Origin of the sequence: Streptomyces sp. NPDC021115, from assembly GCF_044333065.1 — a bacterium.
GTDB lineage: Bacteria > Actinomycetota > Actinomycetes > Streptomycetales > Streptomycetaceae > Streptomyces.
In genome coordinates, this window is sequence record NZ_JBIRQF010000013.1 from 203807 (window position 1) to 228293 (window position 24487).

A 24487-nucleotide genomic window follows, 5' to 3' on the forward strand; every position below is an offset into this window, starting at 1 on the left:
GAAATGAGCGCATCGGAAGGGGAGGAGGCCGGATGGCCACCGTCCACGGACACACCGCGCTGCGGACGAGCCCGGGCACCGCGGCGGTGGCGCGCGATGCGGTACGGGAGCTGCTCGACGGGCAGCGGCCCCCGGTACCCGCCGCGGCCCTCGCCGACGCGCTGCTCGTCGTCTCCGAGCTGGCCACCAACGCCCTGCGGCACGCGGGCGGGATCACCGTCTTCGGATGCGCGGTGCGGGACGACGCCCTGGAGGTCACGGTGGAGGACGCCAGCGACCGGCGGCCCACCGCGCACCCGGCCGACCCGCGGATGCCCGGCGGCCACGGCTGGCCCCTGGTGTGCCGTCTGGCGGCCGAGGTGACGGTGACCGGGCTCCCCGGCGGCGGCAAGCGCGTGTCCGCCCTGGTGCCGCTCAGGTAGGTGCCGCTCGGGCAGGGAAGAAAATGCCTTGCTGATCATGAGCGGGTGACCAGAGAATGCCGAGCCATGGGACACCTGGAGGCCGCGCATCTCAGCTACTTCCTGCCGGACGGGCGCCTGCTGCTCGGCGACGTCTCGTTCCGGGTGGGCGACGGCGCGGTCGCCGCCCTGGTGGGGCCGAACGGGGCGGGAAAGACGACCCTGGTGAGGCTGCTGTCCCAGGAGATCGAGCCGCACGACGGGACGATCACCGTGAGCGGTTCCCTGGGGGTGATGCCGCAGTTCGTCGGTTCCGTACGGGACGAGCGGACGGTACGTGATCTGCTGGTCTCGGTGGCACAGCCCTCCGTACGGCAGGCCGCCCTGGCGGTCGACGCGGCGGAGCTCGCGATCATGGAGCGGGACGACGAGGCGGCCCAGATGGCGTACGCGCAGGCGCTCAGCGACTGGGCCGAGGCGCGCGGCTACGAGGCCGAGACGCTGTGGGACATGTGCACCACGGCCGCGCTCGGAGTGCCGTACGAGAAGGCGCAGTGGCGCGAGGTGCGCACGCTCAGCGGGGGCGAGCAGAAGCGGCTGGTGCTGGAGGCGTTGCTGCGCGGACCGGACGATGTCCTGCTGCTCGACGAGCCGGACAACTACCTGGACGTGCCGGGCAAGCAGTGGCTGGAGGAACGGCTCCGGGAAACGCCCAAGACCGTGCTGTTCATCAGCCACGACCGGGAACTGCTGTCGCACGCCGCCGAGCGGATCGTCAGCGTCGAACCCAGCCCGGCGGGCAGCGACGTATGGGTCCACGGCGGCGGTTTCGCCACGTACCACACGGCCCGCGAGGAGCGGTTCGAACGGTTCGAGGAACTGCGGCGGCGCTGGGACGAGAAGCATGCCCAGCTGAAGCGTCTGGTGCTGGACATGCAGCGGTACGCGGCGCGCAGCGACGAAATGGCCTCGCGCTATCAGGCGGCGAAGACCCGGCTGCGGAAGTTCCAGGAGGCGGGCCCGCCCCCGGAGCCGCCGCGCAAGCAGGACATCACGATGCGCCTGGCGGGCGGACGGACCGGGGTCCGGGCGCTGACCTGCCGGGGGCTGGAGCTGGAGGGGCTGATGCGCCCCTTCGACCTGGAGGTCTTCTACGGCGAACGGGTGGCCGTGCTGGGGTCGAACGGGTCGGGCAAGTCCCACTTCCTGCGGCTCCTGGCGGGCGGGGACGTCGCGCACCGGGGGGAGTGGAAACTGGGCGCGCGGGTCGTGCCCGGCCACTTCGCACAGACCCATGCGCGTCCGGAGCTCACCGGCCGCACCCTCGTCGAGATCCTGTGGACCGAGCACGCCCGGGACCGCGGCCGGGCGATGAGCGCCCTGCGCCGGTACGAGCTGGAACGCCAGGGCGACCAGCTCTTCGACCGCCTCTCCGGTGGCCAGCAGGCCCGCTTCCAGATCCTGCTCCTCGAACTGGCCGGAACGACCGCACTGCTGCTGGACGAGCCGACCGACAACCTCGACCTCGAATCGGCGGAGGCGCTCCAGGAGGGCCTCGAGGCGTACGACGGCACGGTGCTGGCCGTCACCCACGACCGCTGGTTCGCGCGCTCCTTCGACCGCTACCTGGTATTCGGCTCGGACGGCGTCATCCGCGAGACACCGGAACCGGTGTGGGACGAGCGCCGAGTCGAACGGCACCGCTGAGGAGCGCGCGAGGTCGGTCAGACGGTGAGCATGGCCTTGATGGCGCGGCGCTCGTCCATGGCCCGGTACGCCTCGGCCGCCTCGTCGAGCGGCACGGTGAGGTCGAAGACCTTGCCCGGGTCGATCTTCCGCTGCCAGATCAGGTCGATCAGCTCGGGCAGGTACTGGCGCACCGGGGCCGGGCCGCCGACCAAGTGGACCTGGGAGAAGAAGAGTTCCTGGCCGCTGAGGGTGACGCCGTGGTTGAGGCCCACGAAGCCGACGTGCCCGCCGGGGCGGGTGCACCGGATGGCCTGCTCCATGGACTCCTGGGTGCCGACCGCCTCGACGACGGAGTGGGCGCCCAGGCCACCGGTCAGTTCCCGGATCTTCGCCGCCCCGGCGTCGCCGCGTTCGGTGACGATGTCGGTGGCGCCGAACTCGCGGGCCAGCCGCTGGCGCGGCTCGTGGCGGCTCATCGCGATGATCCGCTCCGCGCCGAGCTGCTTGGCGGCCAGGACCGCGAGCAGGCCGACCGCGCCGTCGCCGACGACCGCGACCGTCCTGCCGGGGCCCGCCTCGGCGGCGACCGCGCCGAACCAGCCGGTGCCCAGCACGTCGGAGGCGGCCAGCAGGCTCGGCATCAGGTCGGCGTCGGGCGTGCCCGGCAGGGCGACGAGGGTGCCGTCGGCGTGGGGGATCAGGGCGCGCTCGGACTGGGTGCCGACCTGGGCCATGAACACGCGGTGGACGCAGGAGGAGGGGTAGCCGGAGCGGCAGATCTCGCAGCTGCCGCAGGAGGCGACGAACGAGCCGATGACGAACTGGCCGGGCGTGACGCTCGTGACCTCGCCGCCGACCTCCTCGACGACGCCGACGTACTCGTGCCCCATCGGCGTGGGACCGTCGATGGACTCGACGCCGCGGTAGGGCCACAGGTCAGAGCCGCAGACGCAGGCCGCCGACAGCCGGATGATCGCATCCGTCGGGGCGGTGATCTTCGGGTCGGTGACGTCCTCGACCCGGACGTCGCCGGGAGCGTGCAGAACGGCAGCGCGCATGAGGGTAACTCCTGGGGTGTTCGGCCGGCCGCTCGCATGGCGGCCGGGGTGGTTCTGTACGAGGTGAGGTGCGGGTCAGGTGGCCGCGGAGCGGCGTCGCTGGACGACGGCGATGGCGGTCGTGGGGATCAGCGTGAGCGCGGCGATGGCGGCGCCGACGGCGGCGGGACCCGTGGCCCCGAGCGGGGAGCCGAGGGCCAGCCCGGCGATCCAGCTGCCGATGGCGGTGCCCAGGTTGAACGCCGACACGGTCAGCGCGGACCCCAGGGTGGGGGCCCGGCCCGCGAAGCGGACGCCCAGGGAGATCAGCACCGGGTTGGCGCCGAGCCCGAACAGCCCCAGCAGGGCGATCAGCGCGATCGTGGGCGCCGCGTAGCCGGAGAGCAGGCAGAGCGCCAGGAGCAGGACAGTGGTCGTCGCGGCGGCTGTGATCGTCGTCGCGTGCGGACGGTGGTCTCCCAGACGGCCTCCCACGAGGAAGCCCGCCAGGGCGCCGGAGCCGAAGCCGACCAGGACCAGCGGCACCAGACCGGCGGCCAGCTGGGCCCGGTCGGTCAGCAGCGGCGAGACGTACGAGTACGTCGACAGCACGCCGCCGGTCGTGGTCGCGCAGGCCGCCAGCGCCAGCCACAGGCGCCCCGAGCGCAGCGCGGACAGTTCGGCCCGGACCGAGATCGCCTGGTGGCCGTCGGCATCCCGCGCCACATGGCGGGCGATGAGCGCCATCGCTGCCACGGCGAGGACGGCGAGCGCCCAGAACGGCCCCCGCCAGCCCATGAGCTGCCCGGCGAACGCGCCGAGCGGCACGCCCACCACATTGGCGAGCATCGCCCCGGCGCCCACGACGCCCAGGGCACGGGAGCTGGCGGCGGGTCCGGCGGCCTGGGCGGCCACCACGTTGGCCACCGCCCAGAAGGCGCCGGTGGCCAGCGCCGTCAGGAACCGCGCCGCCAGCAGCAGCGTGAAGCTGGAGCCGAGGGCCACGACGATGTGCCCGACGGCGAACACGCCCAGGGCCAGGGCCAGCGTCGACCTCTGCGGCAGCCGCAGCGTCAGCATCGCCATCAGCGGTGCGCCGACGATCATGCCGACCGCGAAGACGGTGATCAGCAGCCCGGCCTGGGCCACGCTGATCCGCACGTCGTTCGCGATCTCCGGAAGCAGGCCCGCCACCACGAACTCGGTCGTGCCCATCAGGAAGGTGCCCAGGGCGAGTACGTACACGACGAGCGGAAGCCGGGTGGGCGCGGGCTCGCGGTCACCGACGGTCGCGTCGGCAGGGGCGTCGGGAGCGTGGAGGGTTCCTCCTCGCGTTGTCATTCTTCTTCTCCGCAGGGGATCGGAATCGGGGTGCGCATCCCACGAAACCGCCCCTGTCGCAGGCGCGGGAGGCTGCGTTTATGGGGGTACCAGCTCAACCCCCCTCCGCCGGGGTCCGGGCCGTAGCGTGGAAAGCATGGAACACCCCTCCGGCCCCTCCCACCACGCCGACCGCTCCGAGCCCTCCGACCGCTCCGGCCGGTCCGACAACCGCGCCGACATCCGTGACTTCCTCTCCCGGCGGCGCGCCCAGCTCACCCCGGAGCAGGTCGGGCTGCCCACGAGCGGCCGGCGCCGGGTGCCAGGGCTGCGCCGTGAGGAGGTGGCGGTCCTCGCGGGGGTGAGCACCGAGTGGTACACCCGGCTGGAGAAGGGCCATATCGGCGGCGTGTCCGAGGAGGTGCTCGACGCGGTGGCCCGCACCCTTCAGCTGGGCGAGGACGAACGCACCTATCTGTTCGACCTGGCCAAGGCCGCCCAGCCCACTCCCGCGACCCGGCGCCGCCGCAAGGCCGTCGAGATTCCGCCCCGCGTCCAGTGGCTGCTCGACTCCATCACCCTGTCCGCGGCGTTCGTCAGCAACGGCCGCCTGGACATGGTGGCCACCAACGCCCTTGCCCGCGCCCTCTTCGCGCCGATGTTCACCAGCGCCACCCTGGACGAGCGCGGCCGCCCCAACTTCGCCCGGTTCTACTTCCTCGACCGTGGGTCACACGACTTCGTCGAGGACTGGGACGGCGGCGCCAACATCACCGTCGCACTGCTGCGCGCCGAGGCCGGGCGATTTCCGAACGACAAGGCGCTGCGTGAACTCGTCGGCGAGCTGTCCACGGTCAGCACCGAGTTCCGCACGCGGTGGGCCGCCCACAATGTGCGTATCCACCATGGTGGCGTCAAGCGCTTTCACCATCCCGACGCAGGCCCCCTGGAACTCACCTATCAGCCGCTGAATCTCCCCATGTCCGCCCACGAGGCGCACTCGCTGACGATCTATACAGCCCAGCCCGGGACCGCCGACGAGGACCGGCTCAAGCTCCTCGCCAGCTGGTCGGCGACACCGCCTGCCCGGCCTTTCTAAGCGTTTCCCTACCTCGGGGAGAGGTAGGGTATGTATTTTCATTTGCTGAGGCTCGAATTTTGTTCACAAGTTGACTCGATTCGGCTCCTGGCAGCTGTGAGTTGATGCGCGGATTCTGTTGCCCAATACGGCTTTGGGTCGAGTGACCGTGCAGGTGAGAGCGGTGGAGTGGCCGGAAACCGATTCAGATTTTTTTATCCTAAAACGCGTTACCGTGTTCATGGTCGGCCATGTTAGTTGACACCTGCACTTGGCGGTCGTAACGTCCCTTGCTAAGGGGAGTGAATCTTATGCCTGCCCGGGCAGGCCTCTGAAAAGCATTGCGCTCTATGCAACGGCAGGGGAGCTTGGATGGGGAATTCAGGGGGAAAGAGCATAGAAGTTCTCGGTATGATGCGCATCGCCGACGGCGACGGCTTCGAGAGCCTGCCGTTGGCCCCCAAGCCTCGTACCGTGCTGGCGATGTTGGTGGCTCACCCCGATCAGGTGGTGTCGCTTCCGTCGCTCGTGCGTGAGTTATGGGGGGACAGCCCTCCGGCCAGCGCGTTGAGAGTGGTCCAGACCTACATACTTCAGTCGCGGAAGGCCCTCGGTCAGGCCACCCGGCTTCCTATCAAGGTCATCATCAAAGAGGCCCTCTCCACGCATTCCGGGGGCTACATGTTCAGCGAGTCGTTCGCCAGACTCGACTACCACGTCTATCAAGGGCTCGTGGACTCGGGACGCAGGGCGCTGATGAATGGCGATCTTTCCACCGGGCTCAGTTCTCTGGGCGATGCCCTGGAGATCTGGCGAGGTCCCGCGTTCGCCGATGTCGTTGTCGGGAGGGTGCTGGATTCCCGGCGGCGGCAGTATGAGGAGTCCCGGCTGGGGGCCTTGGAGACGCTCGCCGAAGCGAAGATCGGAAGCGGGCGCCATCTGGAGGTCACCGCCGATCTTGCCGGACTCGTCGCCGAGTACCCCTACCATGAGGGGCTGCACTCGCAATATATGCGTGCCTTGGAGAAGGCCGGGCGCCGGGCGCAGGCACTGGAAGTGTTCCACCGGCTGCGCGTCGGGCTCGTATCCGAACTGGGTATCGAGCCCGGGCACACGATAAGCCGTCTGCAATACCACATTCTCAACTCCTCCCCGATCAATGGCGTGTGAGCTGACCGGATCCGTTCGGTTCTTTGTCCGCTCCACGGCCCGGCCCTTTCATACGGCGGTGTATCCGCCGTCCACGGGGAGGATGGCGCCCGTCGCATAACTGGCCAGCGGATCCGTGAAGTTCAGGATCCACCAGGCGATCTCCTCCGCAGTGCCCAACCGGCCCGCCGGTATCTGCTCCTGGCATTGGTGGATGGTCATCACCGCCTCATGGTCCAGCGCGTTGTTCTCCAGGATCGGTGTCTCGACCGGTCCCGGTGCCACGGAAACCACCCGGATGCCGCGCTCCGCCAATTCGCCCGCCCAGGAGCGGGTGAAGAAGTCGAGCGCGGCCTTGGTGGCGCCATAGACGGACAGGCCCGGCCAGCCGCGCTGGCCGATGGCCGCGCTGATGTTGACCACGGTGCCTTCGGCACGCTCCAGAAAGGGCAGCGCGGCCTGAGTGATCAGCAGCGGCGCCCGCAGATTCACCGCCATGAAATGGTCAAACTCCGATGGGGTGATCGTGCCGAGCCGTGTCGGCCGGAAGACGCTGGCGCTGTTGACCAGGGCGTCGATCCCGTCGAAGGCTGCCACCGCCCGCGAGATGATCGCCTGAGGGGCGTCGGCGTCGGCGATGTCCACGGTCAGCGGAATGATCGACGACCGCCCCTTCGCGGTGGCCTTGAGCTTTTCGGATGTCCTTCCCACGGCCAGCACATGTGCTCCGTGGTCAGCGAAAACGCGCGCCGTGGCGCGACCGATCCCGCTGCCGGCGCCCGTGATGACAACGGTCTTGCCGGTCAAGGTGGACTCCATCGAAAAGCTCTCCCTGGCTGCGTCGGCAGTGTGCGGTCACTCTATGAACACCGTATGCGCCGAGGGAGTTGCACTCCGTTAAGTGTGGGTTTGTGTGGAGGTTACCAAAAGTAACCCAGAGTTGGCCGAAGAGTCGGTCGAAGAGGGGGCCGGGTCCGTCAGCCCACGGGCTGGCCGTTCCGCTCGAAGTGCCGGACCAGGGTGCGGTCGGCGAGCAGGGTGTGGTCGAGACCGCGGGTCAGCGCACGCCGGTCGGCCAGCGGATCGAAGCGGCCGAGCACCCGCAGCGCTCCACTCGCCGGATCCTGCTCCACCAGATCACGGGTCCGCAGCCAGCCGGTCAGGGTGTGCTCACCGTCGGGAAGGAAGCGGCCGGGAGGACCCGCCTGCGGCAGATACGGGGAGCGGTCGAGACGTACCTGCAACTCCCCGTCCACCAGCCGCAGCTCCAGTCCGGGCACCGGCATTCCGACCGTGTCGGGCCCGTACCAGCCGGTGGGGTCGGTGGCGATGATCCCGGTCTCCGTGGTGCCGTACGCCTGCCCGATCCGCACCCGGTGGCGCTCGGCGAAGCGGGTGTACACCTGGTGGGCCATCTGCTCACCGCCGGAGATCGCCAGCCGTAGCCGGGGGATCCGCAGGGGGCGGTCGATCTGGGTGAGCGCGGTGAAGTGCCCGGGCGCTCCGAGGATGGTGTCGGCCCCCGAGCGGATGGCCGTGCGGAGCACGGCACGGCGGCCCGCGTTGGGCGCCAGCAGGATCGTGCTCCGCGTGCTCGTCGCGTACAGCACGCCGCCGACCAGGCTGAAGGAGTGCGCGAGCGGGCCGAGGACCAGGACCCGGGATCCGGGCTCGGGCATGCCGCCCACGGTCTTGAACCGCTCCAGCTCGGTCAGCAGCGACTCGGGGGTCCGGCCGATGGCCTTGGCGAACCCGGTGCTTCCGGAGGTGAACTGGATCAGACAGTGATCGGTGGTGGCGGGACGGCCTCTGAGGAGGCGGCGGACGAAGACCTCGCACTCGTCGTGGAAGGTCTCCCTGCCGTGGCCCGGCGCGTCGAAGGAGACATGGAACTGGGGCCTGCACCAGTCCAGCTGGCGGGCCAGCTCCTTGCCGCGCACATGCGGCCCCATGAGCATGACCTGCGCGCCGCAGGACCACAGGGCGAACAGCGCCCACAGCTGGCTGAAGCTATGGGCACCCTGGAGGGCGACGGTGTGTCCGGAGCGGATCCCATAGGCATCGAAGAGCCGTCTCATCTGGGCGACTTGGGTCCGCAAGGTGGAGTAGGTGACGCCGTGCCCGGCCTGGGCCCACAGGGCGCTGCCCGGCGGTGCGCCCAGCAGATCGGCACCCCACCAATCGGGCTCCAGGTCCGCAGATGCAGTCATGACGGGTTCCCCTTCCCGCTTCACCGCTCGGCGCCGGAGAGGACCTCATGCGCCATACCCCGGAAAACACCGGACGGCCGCAAAGGGTTGCATCCTCAGGAAGGCGGCGCCGCGGGAATCGGCGCGAGGAACCGGCGCCTCCGGGGGAGACGTGCCCGGGGCAGACGCGCGGGGAAGCGGCCTACGGCCGCGGAACTCCCGGTCAGACCGCGACCCCCTCCGTCGAGAGCAGGAGACGCTTGGCGGTGACACCACCGGCGTATCCGGTCAGCGAACCCTTCGCCCCGACGATGCGGTGGCAGGGCAGCACGACGCACAGCGGATTGGAGCCGAGCGCCATCCCCACCGCCCGCGCGGCGCGCGGGCGGCCCAGCACGGCGGCCAGCTCGCCGTAAGTGGCGGTGCGGCCGTAGGGCACGAACGACTCCAGCGCGAGCACCGTCCGCGCGGTGAACTCGGAGGCGAGCGAGAGATCCAGCGGAACGGAGAACGACCGGCGATTCCCGGCCAGATACGCGGCGATCTGGGTGCGCGCCTCGGCCAGCACGGCCGACTGCCCCGGTGTGGCGTCCGCCTCCGAGCGGAACTCCACCCCGCTGCCGCCCGCGCGGACGGCACGCCGGCGCACGGCCTCCGCGGTGTCGTACACGCAGGCGAGCAACGCCTCATCCGTGGCCGCGAGGACGAGCCGGCCACAGGCGCTCGGCTCCTCGGCGAGCGCCACGGACGTCACCGGGGCACGGACTTCGGACTGCATGGATCTTCCTCCTTCTCCGGGCCGGACGGCTCAGACCGTGGCGGGACGACAGCTCTTGCAGGCACGGTAGCCCGCCTGCCGGGCATCCCCGGCGGTACGGAACGGCACCTGGTGCGGCCGGGTGATCCGGCGGGCGTGCGCACAGGTCGGATGGCAGTAGATCCGCGTGGTGTCGCTGCCCAGGAAGACGGCCCCGCGCAGGGTCAGCTCCTCCAGTCGGTGCATGTCGATGCCCTCCGCGCTCCGCAGGGCATCCCCGACGCGCTCCGCGTAGGCCGCGTCGCACGGCGCGCCGCTCTCATAGGTGACGCGGTGGCAGGGGATCAGAACGGGCACCGGATTCTTCGCCAGGGCCTCCACGATCGGCCCGGTGGCCGAGGACAGCGACGCCTCCCTTGCGAGCCAGGTGATCGGCCGCAGCTGGCCCGAGGGGATGGAGCGGACCGCGTGGAGCACGGTGCGCTCCAGATCGGTCAGGCCCCCCAGGTCGATCGGCAGCCGCTTCGCCCGGCCCGTGCGCAGGGCGGGACGCAGCCCGGGGAAGGACACCGTGGCGCGGATGGCGGTCCGGCCGGTGCGGGCGTGATGCAACCGCTCGAACCCCTCCGAGCCGGTCACCGTCGTGTCGACGGCCGAGCCGGTCACCGCGTCCGGGCTGTAGGCCACGAAGAGGCCGCCCGCCGCGGTGTCGAGGTGGCTGTAGGTGTCATAGCGGTCTCGCGGAATTCCCACACGCTGGAGTACCCTCAGGGCGAAGTCCGCCGGGGCCGGGTCCGCAAGATCAGCCAAGGCATGCTCCAACTGTCCCTCCGAGGACCGCTCTTCCTCGTCATTCGGATAATTCATCTGGTCACCTCCCCCAACACCGCCGCGTCGGGTGTCAAGATCTCACGAAGTGTGCCGATACCTCTTGATACTTGTGCCTTGACCGTACCCACTGGGCAGCCCTGCGCCTCCGCCATGTCGCTGTAACTCATGCCGACGACATGGCGCATCACCACCGCGACACGATGCTTCTCGGGTAACTCGGCCAGGGCCTTGACCAGAACCGTACGGTCGGCGGAGGTCGCCGCCCGCTCCTCCGGTCCCGGGCTCGCGTCCGGCCAGCTGCCGCAGGTGTCCTCCGCGCGGGCGGCCGACACCGGGTGACGGACGCTGGTGCGCACATGATTGCGCCAGACGTTCGCCGCGATCGTCATCAGCCATGCCCGGGGTTTCAACGTGCGCCGACGCTCCGGTGAATAGCTCTGGAGCGCCGAGTAGGCACGTAAGAAGGTGTCCTGGCCCAGGTCGTCCGCCTCGGTGGCCGACCCGGAGACCCGGAACAGAAAGGCACGCACCGCCGAGGCGTGGACCCGGACCAGCTCCGTGAAGCCGTCATCCAGATCTGACGCCAGGCGCTCGGTCAGCTGCTCCGCCATATCGTCCATCAGCTACAGAAACACCGGGACCTCCGCAATGGTTGCACAAGCCCGCACCGGCCGCCGGATCCGGCGGCCGGTGCGGTGTCAGCGTTGTCCGTGCGACAGGTGTTACGGGTGTGGCCTGAGCGGGCCGGTCAGTCGGGCAGCCGGACCGACTGGCTGTGGCGGAAGACGTTCCGCGGGTCGTACTTCTTCTTGACGGCCTGGAGCCGCGGGTAGTTGCCCTTGTAGTACAGGTCGTGCCACGGCACGTCCGAGGTGTTGTACTTCGGGTCGCCGAGGTCGATGTCCGGGTAGTTGACGTAGCAGCCGTCGGTGACGTCGTTCGGCACCGGCACGCCGCCGGTCTCGGCGTAGACCTCCTGGAAGGACTCCCGTATCCAGGCCAGGGACTTCGCTTCGTCGGCCGGATCGGTCCACCAGAGCATCCAGGCCACCTTGAAGGCCGCGTCCCGGTGCGCCGAGGCCGTCGCGTCCTCCTCGACAGCGTTCACCTGGCCGCCGAACGAGCTGAGCATGACCGCCGCGGTCGGGTTGTCGATGTCGTCGCGCGTCAGGTGCTTGTAGAGCGCGGCGACATGGCTGTCGGGGAAGTTGCGGCGCATGTACGAGGACTTGAAGTCGCCCTTCAGCGTGGGGTCGTTCACCGTCGCGTTGGTGACCCCCAGATAGCGGGTGGCCTGGAGCCACGGCAGGGTGCGCGGCTTGGCGAACTCGGGCATCGGCCCGTGCTCACCCATCTGCGTGGTGAGCGCCTCGCGGGGCACGGACACACCCTTGGCCACGGCGGCCAGATAGTCCTCCAGCAGCTTCTCCGCGTTCGGCACGGTGGCGTCCATCTGGGTGATCAGCCCGATGGAGCCGTTGGAGCGGTGACTCAGCGCGAAGTAGCTGCACAGCCCGGCGTACGGGCCGCCCGGGGCGCTGTGCGCCTCGTGCCAGGCGCCGTAGTTCTTCACCAGGGTGGTGAAGTCCTCCCGGGAGAGTGAGCTCCACGGCCAGGAGACGGCGCTGAGCAGCACCTCGGCCGGGGGACGGGGCAGCTGGTCCGCGGGGTCGCTGCCGGTGGCGTCCGGGCTGCGGAACCAGTAGCGGGTCACCACGCCGAAGTTGCCGCCGCCCCCGCCGGTGTGCGCCCACCACAGGTCGCGGTTGGGGTCCGATTCCTCGCGGGTGGCGATCACCGCGCGGGCGGTGCCCGCCGCGTTCACCACGACGACCTCGACCGCGTACAAGTGGTCGCTCACGAGCCCGTCCCGGCGGCACAGCATCCCCCAGCCGCCGCCGCTGACATGGCCGCCCGCCCCGACCGCGAAGCAGATCCCGGCCGGAACGGCGACGCCCCAGTGGCGGTACAGCTGCTCGTACACGTCCAGCAGCCGGGCCCCGGACTCGACGGCGAACGCCTTGCGCTCAGCGTCGTAGGTAACCGAGCGCATCTCCGACAAGTCCACCACGACCTGGGCCTCGGGGTGGAAGACGAAGTTCTCGTAACAGTGGCCGCCGCTGCGCAGCGAGATGCGCTTGTTCTCCCGCACCGCCTGCTGCACGGCGGCCACCACCTGGGCGGTCGAGGAGACCAGATGGACCGCCTCGGGCTTGCCGATGTACCGCTGGTTCCAGCCTCTGACCAGATCCTGGTAGTTCCGGTCGGCGGGCGTGATCGTGACCGGGGTCCCCACCGCTTCGTGAGCGTTCTCGGCGGCGGCCGCCGTATCGGCCGTGCCGCCGAGCACCATCGCTCCTCCCACGGAGGCACCCCCGTAGAGGAAACGTCGCCGTTTCATCCCACCCCTGTTGTCCGTCATTGCGATGACCTCTCCGGCCGCCGTCGTGAAGGCTGTGCGCCGGTAGCCGTACAGCGCGATGTGGCGGCCGCGGCGACGCTACTTGCCGCCCGACGGACGGCTCACTCGGAATATTGCTCCCGAATCCCCGCCCGGAGGGGGCCGGGAGACTCGGCCCGGCAGCGATGCAACCCCCTTCCGCTTGCCGGTGTTTCTCCTCCGTCGGCTCGATCACGGGCCGCGGAACGGCCCAGTACCCGGCCCCTGCGCACCACCGCGGGCATCACCGCCGCGAGCGGTGCCGCGAGGTCCGGAATGCGGCGTCACAAAGACGAGAGGAATGCAATGACCGATCTCGATGCCGTCAGTGAGGCGCGAGGAGGGCCCGCGCAGGACGAGATGACGTCCCGTCACCGGGTGATCCTGGCTATCCTGCTGGGCGCCCAGTTCATGCTCGCGGTCGACTTCTCGGTGCTCAACATCGCGGTGCCGACCATCGGGTCCGATCTCGGCTTCAAGCTCAGCGATCTCCAGTGGATCGTCACCGGGTTCATGCTGCCCGCCGCGGGCTTCACCCTGCTGTTCGGCCGGATCGCCGACCTGTTCGGCCGCCGCAATCTCTTCCTCGTCGGCATGGTGCTCCTCGGAGTGTCCTCGCTGGTCGGCGGGCTCGCGCAGTCCCCCGGAATGCTGCTGGCCGGCCGCGCGGGCCAGGGTCTGGCGACCGCGATGGCGACCCCCGCTGCGATGTCCCTGCTGACCACCTCGTTTCCCGAGGGACCGCTGCGGCAGCGGGCGCTGGGTCTCAACGGCACCCTGCTGACCGGCGGGTTCGCGTTCGGTTCGGTGCTGGGCGGCATGCTGACCGGACTGTTCAGCTGGCGCTGGGCCTTCCTGATCAACCTGCCGGTCGTCGTCGTCATCCTGATCGCCGCGCCGCGCGTGCTCGCCGACATGGGGGAGCGGGCCCGTACCCGTCTCGACGTCCCCGGCGCCGTCACGGTGACCGGAGGTCTTCTCAGCTTCGTCTACGGCATCTCGGCGGCGGAGCACGAAGGCTGGGGCGACCCGGTCGTGCTCGGCACGCTGGCCCTCGCGGCGGTGCTGCTGGTGGCCTTCTGGTTCATCGAGCTGCGGAGCCCCAACCCGCTCGCACCGGTCCACATCCTCAAGCGCCCCACCGTGGGCTGGGGCAACTTCGCCGGGCTGTTCGTCATCGGCATGACGAGCGCGGTGGTCTTCCAGATGACGCTGTACCTCCAGGACGTGCTGGGGTACAAGGCGGTCACCTCGGGTCTGGCCTTCGGTGGCGCCAGCATCGCGGCGATCATCGGCGGCCTGGTGGCCCCCAAGATCATCGGCTCCATCGGCGGCAAGCAGAGCCTGGTCGCGGCTCTGGTGATCCAGGGGATCGGCCTCCTCTCCCTGATGACCGTGGGCGAGGGCGACTCCGGGATCTACATCGTGCTCGCAGGCGTATCGGTGGCCTTCTTCGGACACGCCATGGGCATCGTCTCCTACACCGTCATCGCGACCTCGGGCCTGCCCAACGAGGAGCAGGGCCTGGCCACCGGTCTGACCACGATGAGCCAGCAGATCGCCCTCACCCTGGGCATCCCGGTGCTGGCCGCGGTCGCCCAGGCCGCCGGTGCGGGCGGTGCCGTGAGCGACACCCTGGACGGCATGCACATGGCCGTGCTCGTCGGCGCGGCCGCCACCCTGGCGTCCGGTCTCCTGGTCGCCGTGTTCCTTCGGACCATGGCACCGGGGAAGGCCAAGGCCGCGAGCGCGACCTCCTGACCGGCCGTCGGCTCCGCCGACCGGCCACCCACCGCCTCCCCGCACCAACCCCCTTTGACCACAACAGCGAAAGGCACATCAGTGACCACTGTCGAGCAGGCCGCAGCCCCCGTCGTCCAGACCCCGACCATCACCCTGGCCGGAGCCCAGCGGGTCATCGCCGCGGCCCTGGAGAAGGCGGAGGAGCTGAAGCTGCGCGGGGCCATCGTCGTCGTCGACGCCGGTGGCCACGTCCAGGCTCTGGTCCGTACCGACGGCGCCGTGGCGGTGGCCACCACCGTCGCCCAGAACAAGGCGAGCACCGCCCTCGTGCTGCGCACCCCCACCGATGAATTCGCCGAGATGATCCGTCAGGACACCGTCCTGGTCAGCAGCCTGGCGAGCCAGCCCGGCATGGCGCTGTTCTCCGGTGGTGTTCCGCTCACCTCGGGGGGTACGGTCATCGGTTCCGTCGGCGTCAGCGGAGGAATGGGCGACGAGGACCTTCAGGTCGCCCGCGCCGGTGCCGCCGCGATCGCCTGACCTTCGAAAAGCGAATGCGACCGCAAGAATCGGAGTGCCCGGCCTGACATCCGTCACGCAATATGTAGGGCAAAGTGCCACACGTTGCGGGTGAAGGAGGAAAGCGGTGTCGGTAAGTCCAGGAGAGGTGTACGAGAACCCGCGCTGCCGGGAGCGAGTGGTCATCCGGACGCCCGCCGAAGAGACGGGTGGCGAACGCACCATCATGGATGTGTATGTCCAGCCCGGTGGTGCCGTATCGGGCGCGCACGTCCACCCGATCAGTGAGGAGCGATTCACACTGGTCCGCGGCCGGGTCGCGTTTTCCATCGAGGGCCGCGAGGTGGTGCTGGACAAGCCGGGGCAGAGCGTTCTGATCCAGCCCGGACTCAAACACCGCTGGTGGAACGCGGGGGGCGAAGAATCCCGCCACATCTGTGAACTCCGAGGGAATGCGGACAGGTTCGAGCAGCTGGTCCTGCGCCAGCTGTTCGGCCTGGCGCAGGACGGAAAGACGAACGCCGAGGGGATGCCCGGAATCTTGCAGCGGGCGGTCACCACCATGGAGTTCAAGGATGTCCTGTGGTTCACCAATCCTCCCTGGATGATCCAGCGGATTCTCTTCGGGGCGCTCGCCCCGGTGGCCCGTAAGCTGGGCTATCTGGGCTGCGATCCCGCGTACATGGACCGCAAGCCGTCGGAGACGGCGGACCTGGAGGATCTCCCCGACGAGGTCATGGCCTGGCACTACTGACCTGAGCGGCCTTATCTGAGCAGTGCATCTGGATTGTCCCGGGCTGAATCGGCCGCTCACAGGCCCGGGGAAGGGCAGCACAGACCGTGATTCGGTCTGTGCTGCCCTTTTTTCTGTCCCGAGGAAAACGAAACGCTTAACTCCACTTTTCTAGACAGTTATTAGACGGACTCTGGTGCCGCCTCTGCAAGACTTCTCGCATGAGACCAACGACGGTATCCGAGCGTCTGTATTCGTACATGGTCGAAAACAGCGTCCCGGTCGATGAGTCGCAGCGGAATCTCATTCAGCGGACCGCCGGAGTCGGTGAGCGGGCGCGGATGCAGATCGGCACTCCGCAGGGCTCGTTCTTCACCTTCCTCACGCAGGCCATGCAGGCCCGCAAGGCGATCGAGGTGGGAACTTTCACCGGATATTCGGCCCTGTGCATCGCCAAGGGCCTTCCGGTCGACGGCCACCTTCTCACCTGCGATGTGAGCGAGGAATGGACCAGCCTCGGCCGCGAGGCGTGGAAAGAGGCCGGGGTCGACGAGAAAATCGAACTCCGCCTCGGCCCGGCCCTGGAGACGCTGCGTTCCCTGCCGGCCGATCCGGACGTGGATCTGGCCTTCATCGACGCGGACAAGCAGAGCTACATCGCCTACTACGAGGAATTGGTTCCCCGTATGCGTCCGGGCGGCGTCATCCTCGTCGACAACGTCTTCTGGTTCGGAACCGTCGTCGACGACCGGGACGGAGAGGGCGCCACGATGCACGCCTTCAACGCCCATGTGGCGGCGGACGAGCGCGTCGAGGCCGTCATTCTGTCGATCGGCGACGGATTGACGATGGTCCGCAAGAGGGCCTGACGCACACATTTCGGCAGCACAAGGGAGTGTCTGATGCCGAGCACGTCTTCATCGGGTAAATCACTACGACTGGCCAGACTTTCCGGGCATGGCGACGAGCGCTATCTCTTCGTGCCACTCGATCACTCCGTCTCCGACGGGCCGATCGCGACGGTGAGCGGCTTCCAGGACCTCGTCCGTGACGTGGTCGCCGGAGGGGCGGACGGCATCGTCGTCCACAAGGGCCGGGCCCGGGTGCTCGCCCCCGAACTGCTCTCGGACTGCTCGCTGCTCATCCACCTGAGCGCCAGCACGGCACACGGTCCGGACGTCAACGCCAAGGTGCTCGTGGGCGACGTCGACGAGGCCATCAGCCTCGGGGCGGACGCGGTGAGCGTGCACGTCAACATCGGCTCCGACACCGAATCCCGCCAGCTGGCCGACCTGGGCACGGTCGCTGCGGCCTGCCACCGATGGGGCATGCCGCTGCTGGCGATGATCTACCCGCGAGGCCCGCGGGTCACCGACCCCGCTGACCCCGCCCTGGTGGCACACGTCGTCAACATTGCCGCCGACCTCGGCGTCGACATCGTGAAGACCGTGTTCGCCTCCCCGCTGGAGCGCATGGCCGAGGTGGTCCAGAGCTCCCCGATCCCCATCATCGTGGCGGGCGGTGGCGACGCGTCGCAGAGCCTTCAGGAATTCGCGGTCTCGGCGCTCGCGGCCGGATGCAGCGGGCTCGCCGTCGGCCGTCGCGTCTTCAACTCGGCAGATCCCCGCACCGCGGTGCAGGAAGTCGCCGAGATCGTTCACGGGCCCAAGGGCTCTTCTTCCCTCTCCATCCACACCCCGCGAATGGCAGGTGCACTGTGAAGCTCAGTTGGGTCGACATCCGCTCGGTCGGTTCGGCGAAGGACGCCATTGTCCAGGAGGCGATTCACGCCCGCGTGGAGGGAATCCTCGCCGCCGATCCGGCGGACCTGGAGAAGCTGCCGCCGACGGTGAAGAAGGTGCTCTTCCTGCAGGGCCAGACGCTCCCCGAGAGCTTCGGCGCCGCGGATGTCGTCATCGTCGACCCCGCCAAGCACGGGGAGCCCGCCGAACTGGCGCTGGCCCACCCCGATGTGGAGTTCGGCCGGTTCGTCGAGATCATCGACGCCGAGACGCTGGAGGACGCCTGCCAGTCCGGCCGCGTCGACAAGTGGAGCGTGCTGCTCTTCCGCGACCCCACCAAGATCCCGCTGGAGATCGTGATCGCGGCCGCCGCCCGGGCCAACGGCAGCCTCATCACCGTCGCCAAGGACGTGGAGGAAGCCGAGATCATCTTCGGTGTGCTGGAACTCGGCTCCGACGGCGTGCTGATGGCCCCGGCGCAGGTCGGTGACGTCACCGCACTCAAGGCCGCCGCCGAGGTCGGCATACCCGACCTCCAGCTGGTCGAGCTGGAGGTCACGGCCACCACTCACGTCGGGATGGGCGAGCGGGCCTGCGTGGACACCGCCACCTACTTCGGCAAGGACGAGGGCATCCTGGTCGGCTCGCACTCCAAGGGCATGATCCTGTGCGTCAGCGAGACCCATCCGCTGCCGTACATGCCCACCCGCCCGTTCCGGGTCAACGCCGGCGCCATCCACTCGTACACCGTCGGCCAGAACGAGCGCACCAACTACCTCAGCGAGCTGAAGGCCGGGAGCAAGGTCACCGCCGTGGACATCCACGGCAAGACCCGCCTGGTCACCGTCGGCCGGGTCAAGATCGAGACGCGTCCGCTGCTCTCCATCGACGCGGTCGGCCCCGACGGCCGCACGGCCAATCTGATCCTCCAGGACGACTGGCACGTCCGGGTGCTCGGCCCGGGCGGCACGGTGCTCAACAGCACCGAGCTGAAGCCCGGCGACAAGGTGCTCGGCTATCTGCCGGTCGAGGACCGCCACGTCGGCTACCCGATCAACGAGTTCTGCCTGGAGAAGTAGCCGCCCCGGGCGGGCCGGTCAGCACGCACGGCACGACCGGCCCGCCCCGGCGGGTCCGCGGGACCCACCACCTCCCCGCACAGGTACCTCCGAACGACCGCCCCCCACACAACGAAACAGCGCATCCCGGAGGAAGAGTCTTGGACGGGTCAGTGTCGTCCTACGTCGATGACGAAGAACGGTGGCGAGCCGTTCTGCGCCGGGACCGGCAGGCGGACGGAATCTTCTACTACTCGGTGCGGACGACGGGCATCTACAGCCGCCCCTCCTGCGTCTCCCGGCCCGCGCGCCGGGCGAACACCGTCTTCTTCACCGACCCGGAGGCGGCCGAAAGCGCCGGATACCGGCCCTGCCGCCGGTGCAGACCGCGCGAGGACAGCGAGCACGACTCCTCCGTGACCGCCATCGCCAGGACCTGCGCGCTGATCCACCGGGCGAGCGAGACACCGAACCTCGACACCCTCGCCGAGGCGGCCGGGTTCAGCCGCTTCCACTTCCACCGGGTCTTCAAACGGCTGACGGGAGTGACCCCGCAGGCGTACGTGGCGAGCTGCCGGGCCGACCGGCTCCGCCGGGTGATCTCCGAGGCGGAGACGGTGACCGAGGCCATCTACCGGTCCGGCTTCACCTCCCAGGGCAACTTCTACGCCGTGTCCACGCAGATCCTGGGCATGACGCCGACCAGCTTCCGCACCGGCGCGGACTCCGTCGCCATCAGCTTCTCCGTCGTGGCGAGCCCCCTCGGCCCCGTGCTGGTCGCGAAGACCGAGAAGGGCATCTGCTCCGTGCTCACCGGCGGCGACGAGCCGGAGCTGATCGGACGGCTGAGGGATCGTTTCCCCAAGGCCCATCTCTTCCGCGCCGACCGCGAGTTCGACGACCGGGTCGCCACCGCCGTACGCCAGTCGGAGCCGCCGAGGCCGGGCCGTGACCTGCCGCTGGACATCCGCATCACGGCCATGAGTGAGCGCCTAAGAAAGGCGCTGCGCGACGCACCGAGCGAACTGTCCGTCCAGACACGGTGAAAGAGGATTGGTGATGTTACTCTTCGGCACTCATCGGTCAGCCGCCCAGCGACTGCGGCTGCACACCGACCGAGGGCTCGGCGCGGGCAACTTCTTCTGGCGCGCCTGGCGGATCGCCAAGGACCGGGACCGGCCGCTCCTCTACCACCCGGATGTCACCGCCCCCGGCTGGGCGGAGACCGATCCGCCCGGCGTCTCCCTGGACGACATGCGCATCACCGTCATCCGGTACGCCACCTGGTACCGCGACCACGGGGTGCGGCCCTCCTCCCACGTCGGGATCTACACGCGCAACGGGCTGTACGGGCTGCTCCACCACATCGCGATCAACAGCCTCGGCGCGGCCGCCGTGCACTGCAACCCCAGGATGGCGTCCCCGACCGCGGCCGAATACTTCCAGCGCACCCGGACGACGGTCCTCGTCGGCGACAAGGACCTGCTCGACGGCTGCACCGAGGCATGGTCGCGGCAGGGCGCCGCCGCTACCCCACTGCTCCAGGACATCCGGGAGCTGGACGAGACCGCCTCGCTGCCCCCCGCCCCGCTGCCCGGCTTCCCCTACCGGCACGGGCCCGACGACCTGATGATGGTCTCCCACTCCTCCGGGACCACCGGCCGCCCCAAGGCGCCGATCTTCACCCACCGCGGATTCTTCGTCGGCAAGCGCGAGCGCCTGTGGTCCTTCCCGTCCCTGCGCACCGACCGCATGATCACTGCCCTGCCGCACAGCCACTCGGCGGGCATCAGCTACCTCAGCATGGCGCTGCTGCTGGGCATCCCCACCCTGATCCTGGACGACGCGAGCGGACCGTCCCTGGTCCGGGCCATCAACCGGTTCCACCCCACCTTCGTCCTCGGCTTCCCGCTGACCCTCGCGGAGATCGACGTCGCGGACATCGACCCCCGCGCCGCCAGGAACATCCACGCGTGGAACGGCATGGGGGACGCCTCGCACGAACGGCACATCAGGCCCCTGCTCGGCCTCGGCTCCCGCCCCGGCATGACCGGCTCCCAGTACAACGACGGCCTGGGCTCATCCGAGATGGGCATGGTGCTCTTCCGGCAGGTGTACGTCCCCGAGTCGACCGAGTACGGGCGGCTCATCGGCAAGCCCGCCGGGGTGGTCCGCAAGGCCGCCGTCCTCGACGAGGAGGGCAACGAACTCCCCGACGGGCAGGCCGGGCTGCTCGGCGTCCGCACCCCCAGCGTCACCCCCGGCTACTGGGACGACCCCCAGCTCAGCCAGGAGTCCCTGCTGAACGGCTACTTCCTCACCGGCGACGTCGTCCGGCGCGACGAGCAGGGCCGCTTCTACCACCTCGACCGAACCCCCGACGTGATCCACTCCGCCGCGGGGCCCGTGCACAGCCTCCCCCTGGAGGAGGTCCTGCTGCTGGCCACCCAGGCGCTCGACGCCGCGGTCGTCGCGGTCGACGACCCCGGGGCCCCGGGGAAGTCAGCGCCCATCGGCATCGTCCTCTTCCACGACCGCGACGAAGGCGACGGCAGCGAGAAGCGCGACGAGGACGCCCTGCTGGCGGCCGTCAACGCCGAACTCGCCCGCAAGCGGCTGCCACCGCTGCGCGCCCTGCTCATCGCCGCCGACCGCGAGGAACTGCCCGTGGGCGTCACCGGCAAGGTGCTCAAGCGGCAGCTCCGCGAGCGCCACCGCGCCCTGCTGCACGACTCCGCCGCCCCCGGGGCCGCGCCGCGGGCGAACTGACCGCCGCCGTACGCCGCGCACCCCGCCGTCACGCCGCGTATCGCGGTGCGCCGTACGGAACGGCCTCACCACCGCTCCACCCGATCAGAAGGGCCAGTCATGCAGGACGGACACGCCGCGCGCCAGGTAGTCGACATCATCACCGGCTCCTGGCAGTCACAGGCGCTCTACGCCGCGGTCGCCCTGGAGATCCCCGACCACATCGCCGCCGGACACACCACCGACACGGCCCTGGCCACGGCCACCGGCTCGGAACCGGACGGCATCGCCCGGCTGATGCGGCTGCTGCTGGCCATGGGCGTCTTCGGCCGCTCACCCGGGCGCCGCTACGAGCTGACACCGCTGAGCGATGTGCTCCGCTCCGACAGCGATCTGTCGATGCGCGACATGATCCAGCTCTACGGCGAGGAGTTCCACACCGCGTGGGGGGCGGTGGTGCCCGCGGTCCGCACCGGATCGTCCGGCTTCGAACACGCCCTGGGCACCTCCCTCCACGCGTACCTGGCGAACGCCCCCGGCGCGGGCGCCAAGTTCCAGCGCGCCATGAACGCGGGGAACGTCTTCTTCCCCGACGTCCTGGACGCGTACGACTTCTCCCGCTGCCGCACGGTCATGGACGTCGCGGGCGGCAGCGGACAGTTCCTGTCGATGGTCCTGCGGGCGCATCCGCATCTCCACGGGATGCTCCTCGACCTGCCGCACATGATCCCCGTCGCCCGCGCCCATCTGGACGCCTCCGTGGGCCCCGACCGCTACGAGACCGTCGAGGGGGACATCTTCGCCTCGGTGCCCGAGGGCGCCGACGCCTACCTCCTCTCCCGGGTCCTCCAGGACTGGGACGACGACCGGTCCGTGACCCTCCTGTCCAACATCCGCAAGGCGCTGCCCGAGCACGGCCGGCTGCTGGTCGTGGAGCGGGTCATCCCCGAGGAAGGCGCCCCGGAGCTGCTTCCGCTCCTGTACGACCTGCATCTCCTCATGGCCGCCGGAGGGCGCGGGCGGACGCTGGGCGGCTACCTCGACGTCCTGAACGCGGCCGGGCTGCGCCTGGAGTCCGTACACCCGCTGGCCCTCGAAACCACGTTGCTGGTCGCGGCCCCGGCCTGAGGCACCGGCCCGGACACCCGCGCCCGATTCACGAGAAGGCGAAGACGAGGCACGCGATGAACCTCTCACCCCCATCCCGACCGAGCGACGACCCCCGGGTCCTGGACGTCCCCGTGCTGATCATCGGCGGCGGCGGCGCGGGCCTGACGGCGTCCGTCTTCCTCTCCGACCTGGGCGTCCGCTCCCTGCTCGTCGAGCGCCACGCGACGACGTCGATCCAGCCCAAGGCCCATATCCTCAACGCCCGCACCATGGAGATCTTCGGCCACCACGGGCTGGCCCGGGAGATCTACGCCGAGGGCTCCCCGCCCGCCAACTGCGGCGCCATGGCGTGGCTGACCAGCCTCGGCGGCGACGAGCCGTACGACCGCAAGGTGCTCCACCGCGCCGACGCCTACGGCGGCGGCACCCTGGCCGAGCGGTACGCCGCGGCCTCCGCGTACCCCCACGCCAACCTCGGCCAGCGCTGGCTGGAGCCGCTGATCCGCCGCCATGCCGAGGAGCGCAACCCCGGCGGGATCCGCTTCGGGCACGAGATGGTGGAATTCGCGTACGAGGGGGACGACGGGGACAGCGTCATCGCGACGATCCTGGACCGCGCCGCCGACCGTACCTACCGGGTGCGCGCCGGGTATCTGATCGCCGCCGACGGCGGCCGCTCGGTGAGCAAGCGGCTCGGCATCCGGATGCTGGGCACCCCCACCTTCCTGGAGTGGATCAACCTTCACATCCGGGCCGACTTCTCGGAGTTCATCCCCTTCGACGACACGGTGGTCAACCGCGTCTCCAGCCTCGCCGACGACGGCACCCTGGAGCACTGCGGCGTCGTGCCCATGGGGCCCACGCGCTGGGGGCGCCACTCCGAGGAGTGGACGCTGATGTTCTCCCGGCCGCCGGGCACCCGGGAGGCGGCGGAGCTGGACGACGAGACGGTCGTCAAGATGGTCCGCCGGACGCTGAAGCTCCCGCAGGACCACCCGATGGAGGTGCAGAGCATCAGCCGCTGGCCCGTGGAGGGCACGGTCGCCGAGCACTTCCGCGCGGGCCGGGTCTTCCTCGTCGGCGACGCCGCCCACCGCCATCCGCCCTCCGGCGCGCTCGGCCTCAACACCGGCGTCCAGGACTCCCACAACCTGGCCTGGAAGCTGGCCCGGGTGCTCTCCGGCGATGCCGCGCCCGCCCTGCTCGACAGCTACGAGGCCGAACGGCGCCCGGTCGCCGAGCGCGTGGTGGAGCGGGCGCTGTTCTCTCTGTTCAACCAGATCGCCTTCACCGCGGGCACCGGCGTGGTCCCGGGCGCCCGCCCCGAGTGGAACCGGGCCCAGCTGACCGCCCTGTTCTCCGACACGGCCGACGGCCGCACCCGGCGCGCCGTCCTCGCCGAGTACTTCGAGACCAACCGGATCACCACCGCCCACCTCGGTCTCGAGATGGGCTACGACTACGCCGACGCCGGTTTCGTCACCGGTGACGGCACCGAGCGGCCCGAGGCCGATCCGCTCGGCCTCGACTACGTCCAGTCCTGCCGCCCCGGCAGCAGGATGCCGCACGCCTGGCTGCGGCGCGGCGACGAGCGGACGGCGACCCACCACCTCATCGGCCACGGGGCGTTCCTGCTGCTGGCCGGTGCGCGGGGGGAGAGCTGGGTGCGCGCGGCGGCCGAGGTCCGCGCACCCCACGGCCCGGCCGTCACCGCCCACGCCGTGGGCCCGGGGCACGAGCTGACCGACCCCGACGGCGTCTGGGCCGCCCTGCGCGGCCACGGCGAGGAGGGGGCCGTCCTGGTCCGGCCCGACGGGTTCGTCGCGCTGCGGCTGCCCGGGGCGTCCCCGGACCCGGTACGGGAACTGCGCCGAGGGCTCGATGTGGCCCTGGGACGCGCCGACGCGAGCGACGGCCAGGCCGGATGGGGAGAGGACCGCTGA

General features: G+C 70.0%; 22 protein-coding genes. 14 read left to right on the forward strand and 8 right to left on the reverse strand.

Going from position 1 to position 24487, the window contains the following annotated elements:
• Window positions 1-32: 32 nt before the first annotated feature.
• Together ACH4TL_RS32335 and ACH4TL_RS32340 are read left to right on the forward strand one after the other, a co-directional pair.
• Window positions 33-422, forward strand: a complete 390-nt coding sequence (locus ACH4TL_RS32335) for an ATP-binding protein (protein WP_398325908.1) — start codon at window positions 33-35, stop codon at window positions 420-422.
• Between the two features lie 66 nt (window positions 423-488).
• The gene (locus tag ACH4TL_RS32340) at window positions 489-2108 is read left to right on the forward strand and encodes an ATP-binding cassette domain-containing protein (protein ID WP_398325911.1); all 1620 of its coding nucleotides are present in this window, start codon (window positions 489-491) and stop codon (window positions 2106-2108) included.
• Between the two features lie 17 nt (window positions 2109-2125).
• Here ACH4TL_RS32340 and ACH4TL_RS32345 read toward each other — a convergent pair whose 3' ends face one another.
• Window positions 2126-3148 carry a zinc-dependent alcohol dehydrogenase family protein gene (locus ACH4TL_RS32345; protein ID WP_398325914.1) on the reverse strand — a complete coding sequence of 341 codons (1023 nt, stop codon included), beginning with the start codon at window positions 3146-3148 and terminating at the stop codon, window positions 2126-2128.
• A 75-nt stretch (window positions 3149-3223) separates the two neighbouring features.
• Entirely contained in the window at window positions 3224-4468 is a 1245-nt protein-coding gene (locus tag ACH4TL_RS32350) for an MFS transporter (protein WP_398325917.1), read from the reverse strand.
• A 136-nt stretch (window positions 4469-4604) separates the two neighbouring features.
• On the opposite strand from ACH4TL_RS32350, the gene ACH4TL_RS32355 reads away from it, so the two are divergent.
• Both ACH4TL_RS32355 and ACH4TL_RS32360 read left to right on the forward strand, forming a co-directional pair.
• Entirely contained in the window at window positions 4605-5546 is a 942-nt protein-coding gene (locus tag ACH4TL_RS32355) for a helix-turn-helix transcriptional regulator (RefSeq protein WP_398325920.1), read from the forward strand.
• Window positions 5547-5936: 390 nt separating this feature from the next.
• Window positions 5937-6695, forward strand: coding sequence for a BTAD domain-containing putative transcriptional regulator (locus tag ACH4TL_RS32360; RefSeq protein ID WP_398325923.1), 759 nt, complete (start codon window positions 5937-5939; stop codon window positions 6693-6695).
• Window positions 6696-6743: 48 nt separating this feature from the next.
• Here the strand turns inward: ACH4TL_RS32360 and ACH4TL_RS32365 are convergent, their stop codons facing one another.
• From ACH4TL_RS32365 to ACH4TL_RS32390, 6 genes are all read right to left on the reverse strand, one after another.
• Window positions 6744-7481, reverse strand: coding sequence for an SDR family NAD(P)-dependent oxidoreductase (locus ACH4TL_RS32365; protein WP_398325926.1), 738 nt, complete (start codon window positions 7479-7481; stop codon window positions 6744-6746).
• Between the two features lie 170 nt (window positions 7482-7651).
• Window positions 7652-8884, reverse strand: coding sequence for a class I adenylate-forming enzyme family protein (locus tag ACH4TL_RS32370; RefSeq protein WP_398325929.1), 1233 nt, complete (start codon window positions 8882-8884; stop codon window positions 7652-7654).
• Between the two features lie 202 nt (window positions 8885-9086).
• The gene (locus ACH4TL_RS32375) at window positions 9087-9641 is read right to left on the reverse strand and encodes a methylated-DNA--[protein]-cysteine S-methyltransferase (RefSeq protein WP_398325932.1); all 555 of its coding nucleotides are present in this window, start codon (window positions 9639-9641) and stop codon (window positions 9087-9089) included.
• A gap of 30 nt (window positions 9642-9671) precedes the next feature.
• Window positions 9672-10487, reverse strand: a complete 816-nt coding sequence (locus tag ACH4TL_RS32380; RefSeq protein WP_398425396.1) for an MGMT family protein — start codon at window positions 10485-10487, stop codon at window positions 9672-9674.
• Entirely contained in the window at window positions 10484-11071 is a 588-nt protein-coding gene (locus ACH4TL_RS32385; protein WP_398325938.1) for an RNA polymerase sigma factor, read from the reverse strand. Before ACH4TL_RS32385 ends, ACH4TL_RS32380 begins: the two co-directional genes overlap by 4 nt.
• Window positions 11072-11199: 128 nt before the next feature.
• On the reverse strand, window positions 11200-12852 hold the full coding sequence (locus ACH4TL_RS32390) for an FAD-binding protein (RefSeq protein WP_398325941.1): 1653 nt from the start codon (window positions 12850-12852) through the stop codon (window positions 11200-11202).
• A gap of 345 nt (window positions 12853-13197) precedes the next feature.
• Here ACH4TL_RS32390 and ACH4TL_RS32395 point away from each other — a divergent pair, with 345 nt between their 5' ends.
• The 10 genes from ACH4TL_RS32395 to ACH4TL_RS32440 all read left to right on the forward strand — a co-directional run bounded on the left by ACH4TL_RS32395 (window position 13198) and on the right by ACH4TL_RS32440 (window position 24487).
• Window positions 13198-14652 (forward strand): MFS transporter, encoded by a 1455-nt coding sequence (locus ACH4TL_RS32395; RefSeq protein ID WP_398325944.1) that lies wholly within the window; start codon window positions 13198-13200, stop codon window positions 14650-14652.
• A gap of 81 nt (window positions 14653-14733) precedes the next feature.
• Complete coding sequence (locus ACH4TL_RS32400; protein ID WP_398325947.1) at window positions 14734-15174, forward strand: heme-binding protein; 441 nt, start codon at window positions 14734-14736, stop codon at window positions 15172-15174.
• Between the two features lie 106 nt (window positions 15175-15280).
• The gene (locus ACH4TL_RS32405; RefSeq protein WP_398325950.1) at window positions 15281-15907 is read left to right on the forward strand and encodes a cupin domain-containing protein; all 627 of its coding nucleotides are present in this window, start codon (window positions 15281-15283) and stop codon (window positions 15905-15907) included.
• Between the two features lie 200 nt (window positions 15908-16107).
• Entirely contained in the window at window positions 16108-16755 is a 648-nt protein-coding gene (locus ACH4TL_RS32410) for an O-methyltransferase (RefSeq protein WP_398325953.1), read from the forward strand.
• Window positions 16756-16788: 33 nt separating this feature from the next.
• Window positions 16789-17607 carry a 2-amino-3,7-dideoxy-D-threo-hept-6-ulosonate synthase gene (locus ACH4TL_RS32415; protein WP_398325956.1) on the forward strand — a complete coding sequence of 273 codons (819 nt, stop codon included), beginning with the start codon at window positions 16789-16791 and terminating at the stop codon, window positions 17605-17607.
• Entirely contained in the window at window positions 17604-18707 is a 1104-nt protein-coding gene (locus ACH4TL_RS32420) for a 3-dehydroquinate synthase II family protein (protein ID WP_398325959.1), read from the forward strand. The genes ACH4TL_RS32415 and ACH4TL_RS32420 overlap by 4 nt, the downstream gene beginning before the upstream one ends.
• Window positions 18708-18847: 140 nt before the next feature.
• A complete protein-coding gene (locus ACH4TL_RS32425; protein WP_398325962.1) occupies window positions 18848-19732 on the forward strand; it encodes a bifunctional transcriptional activator/DNA repair enzyme AdaA in 885 nt (294 codons plus the stop codon).
• A 13-nt stretch (window positions 19733-19745) separates the two neighbouring features.
• Window positions 19746-21455, forward strand: coding sequence for a class I adenylate-forming enzyme family protein (locus tag ACH4TL_RS32430; RefSeq protein WP_398326005.1), 1710 nt, complete (start codon window positions 19746-19748; stop codon window positions 21453-21455).
• Between the two features lie 99 nt (window positions 21456-21554).
• Window positions 21555-22562 (forward strand): methyltransferase, encoded by a 1008-nt coding sequence (locus ACH4TL_RS32435; protein WP_398325965.1) that lies wholly within the window; start codon window positions 21555-21557, stop codon window positions 22560-22562.
• Between the two features lie 56 nt (window positions 22563-22618).
• A complete protein-coding gene (locus tag ACH4TL_RS32440; protein WP_398325968.1) occupies window positions 22619-24487 on the forward strand; it encodes an FAD-dependent monooxygenase in 1869 nt (622 codons plus the stop codon).

Coding starts and splice junctions, on each gene's coding strand:
- ACH4TL_RS32350 (WP_398325917.1), bottom strand. CDS start 4,468: ATGACAACGCGAGGAGGAACCCTCCACGCTCCCGACGCCCCTGCCGAC.
- ACH4TL_RS32360 (WP_398325923.1), top strand. CDS start 5,937: ATGATGCGCATCGCCGACGGCGACGGCTTCGAGAGCCTGCCGTTGGCC.
- ACH4TL_RS32345 (WP_398325914.1), bottom strand. CDS start 3,148: ATGCGCGCTGCCGTTCTGCACGCTCCCGGCGACGTCCGGGTCGAGGAC.
- ACH4TL_RS32435 (WP_398325965.1), top strand. CDS start 21,555: ATGCAGGACGGACACGCCGCGCGCCAGGTAGTCGACATCATCACCGGC.
- ACH4TL_RS32355 (WP_398325920.1), top strand. CDS start 4,605: ATGGAACACCCCTCCGGCCCCTCCCACCACGCCGACCGCTCCGAGCCC.
- ACH4TL_RS32375 (WP_398325932.1), bottom strand. CDS start 9,641: ATGCAGTCCGAAGTCCGTGCCCCGGTGACGTCCGTGGCGCTCGCCGAG.
- ACH4TL_RS32440 (WP_398325968.1), top strand. CDS start 22,619: ATGAACCTCTCACCCCCATCCCGACCGAGCGACGACCCCCGGGTCCTG.
- ACH4TL_RS32380 (WP_398425396.1), bottom strand. CDS start 10,487: ATGAATTATCCGAATGACGAGGAAGAGCGGTCCTCGGAGGGACAGTTG.
- ACH4TL_RS32340 (WP_398325911.1), top strand. CDS start 489: ATGGGACACCTGGAGGCCGCGCATCTCAGCTACTTCCTGCCGGACGGG.
- ACH4TL_RS32410 (WP_398325953.1), top strand. CDS start 16,108: ATGAGACCAACGACGGTATCCGAGCGTCTGTATTCGTACATGGTCGAA.
- ACH4TL_RS32385 (WP_398325938.1), bottom strand. CDS start 11,071: ATGGACGATATGGCGGAGCAGCTGACCGAGCGCCTGGCGTCAGATCTG.
- ACH4TL_RS32390 (WP_398325941.1), bottom strand. CDS start 12,852: ATGAAACGGCGACGTTTCCTCTACGGGGGTGCCTCCGTGGGAGGAGCG.
- ACH4TL_RS32395 (WP_398325944.1), top strand. CDS start 13,198: ATGACCGATCTCGATGCCGTCAGTGAGGCGCGAGGAGGGCCCGCGCAG.
- ACH4TL_RS32430 (WP_398326005.1), top strand. CDS start 19,746: ATGTTACTCTTCGGCACTCATCGGTCAGCCGCCCAGCGACTGCGGCTG.
- ACH4TL_RS32335 (WP_398325908.1), top strand. CDS start 33: ATGGCCACCGTCCACGGACACACCGCGCTGCGGACGAGCCCGGGCACC.
- ACH4TL_RS32415 (WP_398325956.1), top strand. CDS start 16,789: ATGCCGAGCACGTCTTCATCGGGTAAATCACTACGACTGGCCAGACTT.
- ACH4TL_RS32370 (WP_398325929.1), bottom strand. CDS start 8,884: ATGACTGCATCTGCGGACCTGGAGCCCGATTGGTGGGGTGCCGATCTG.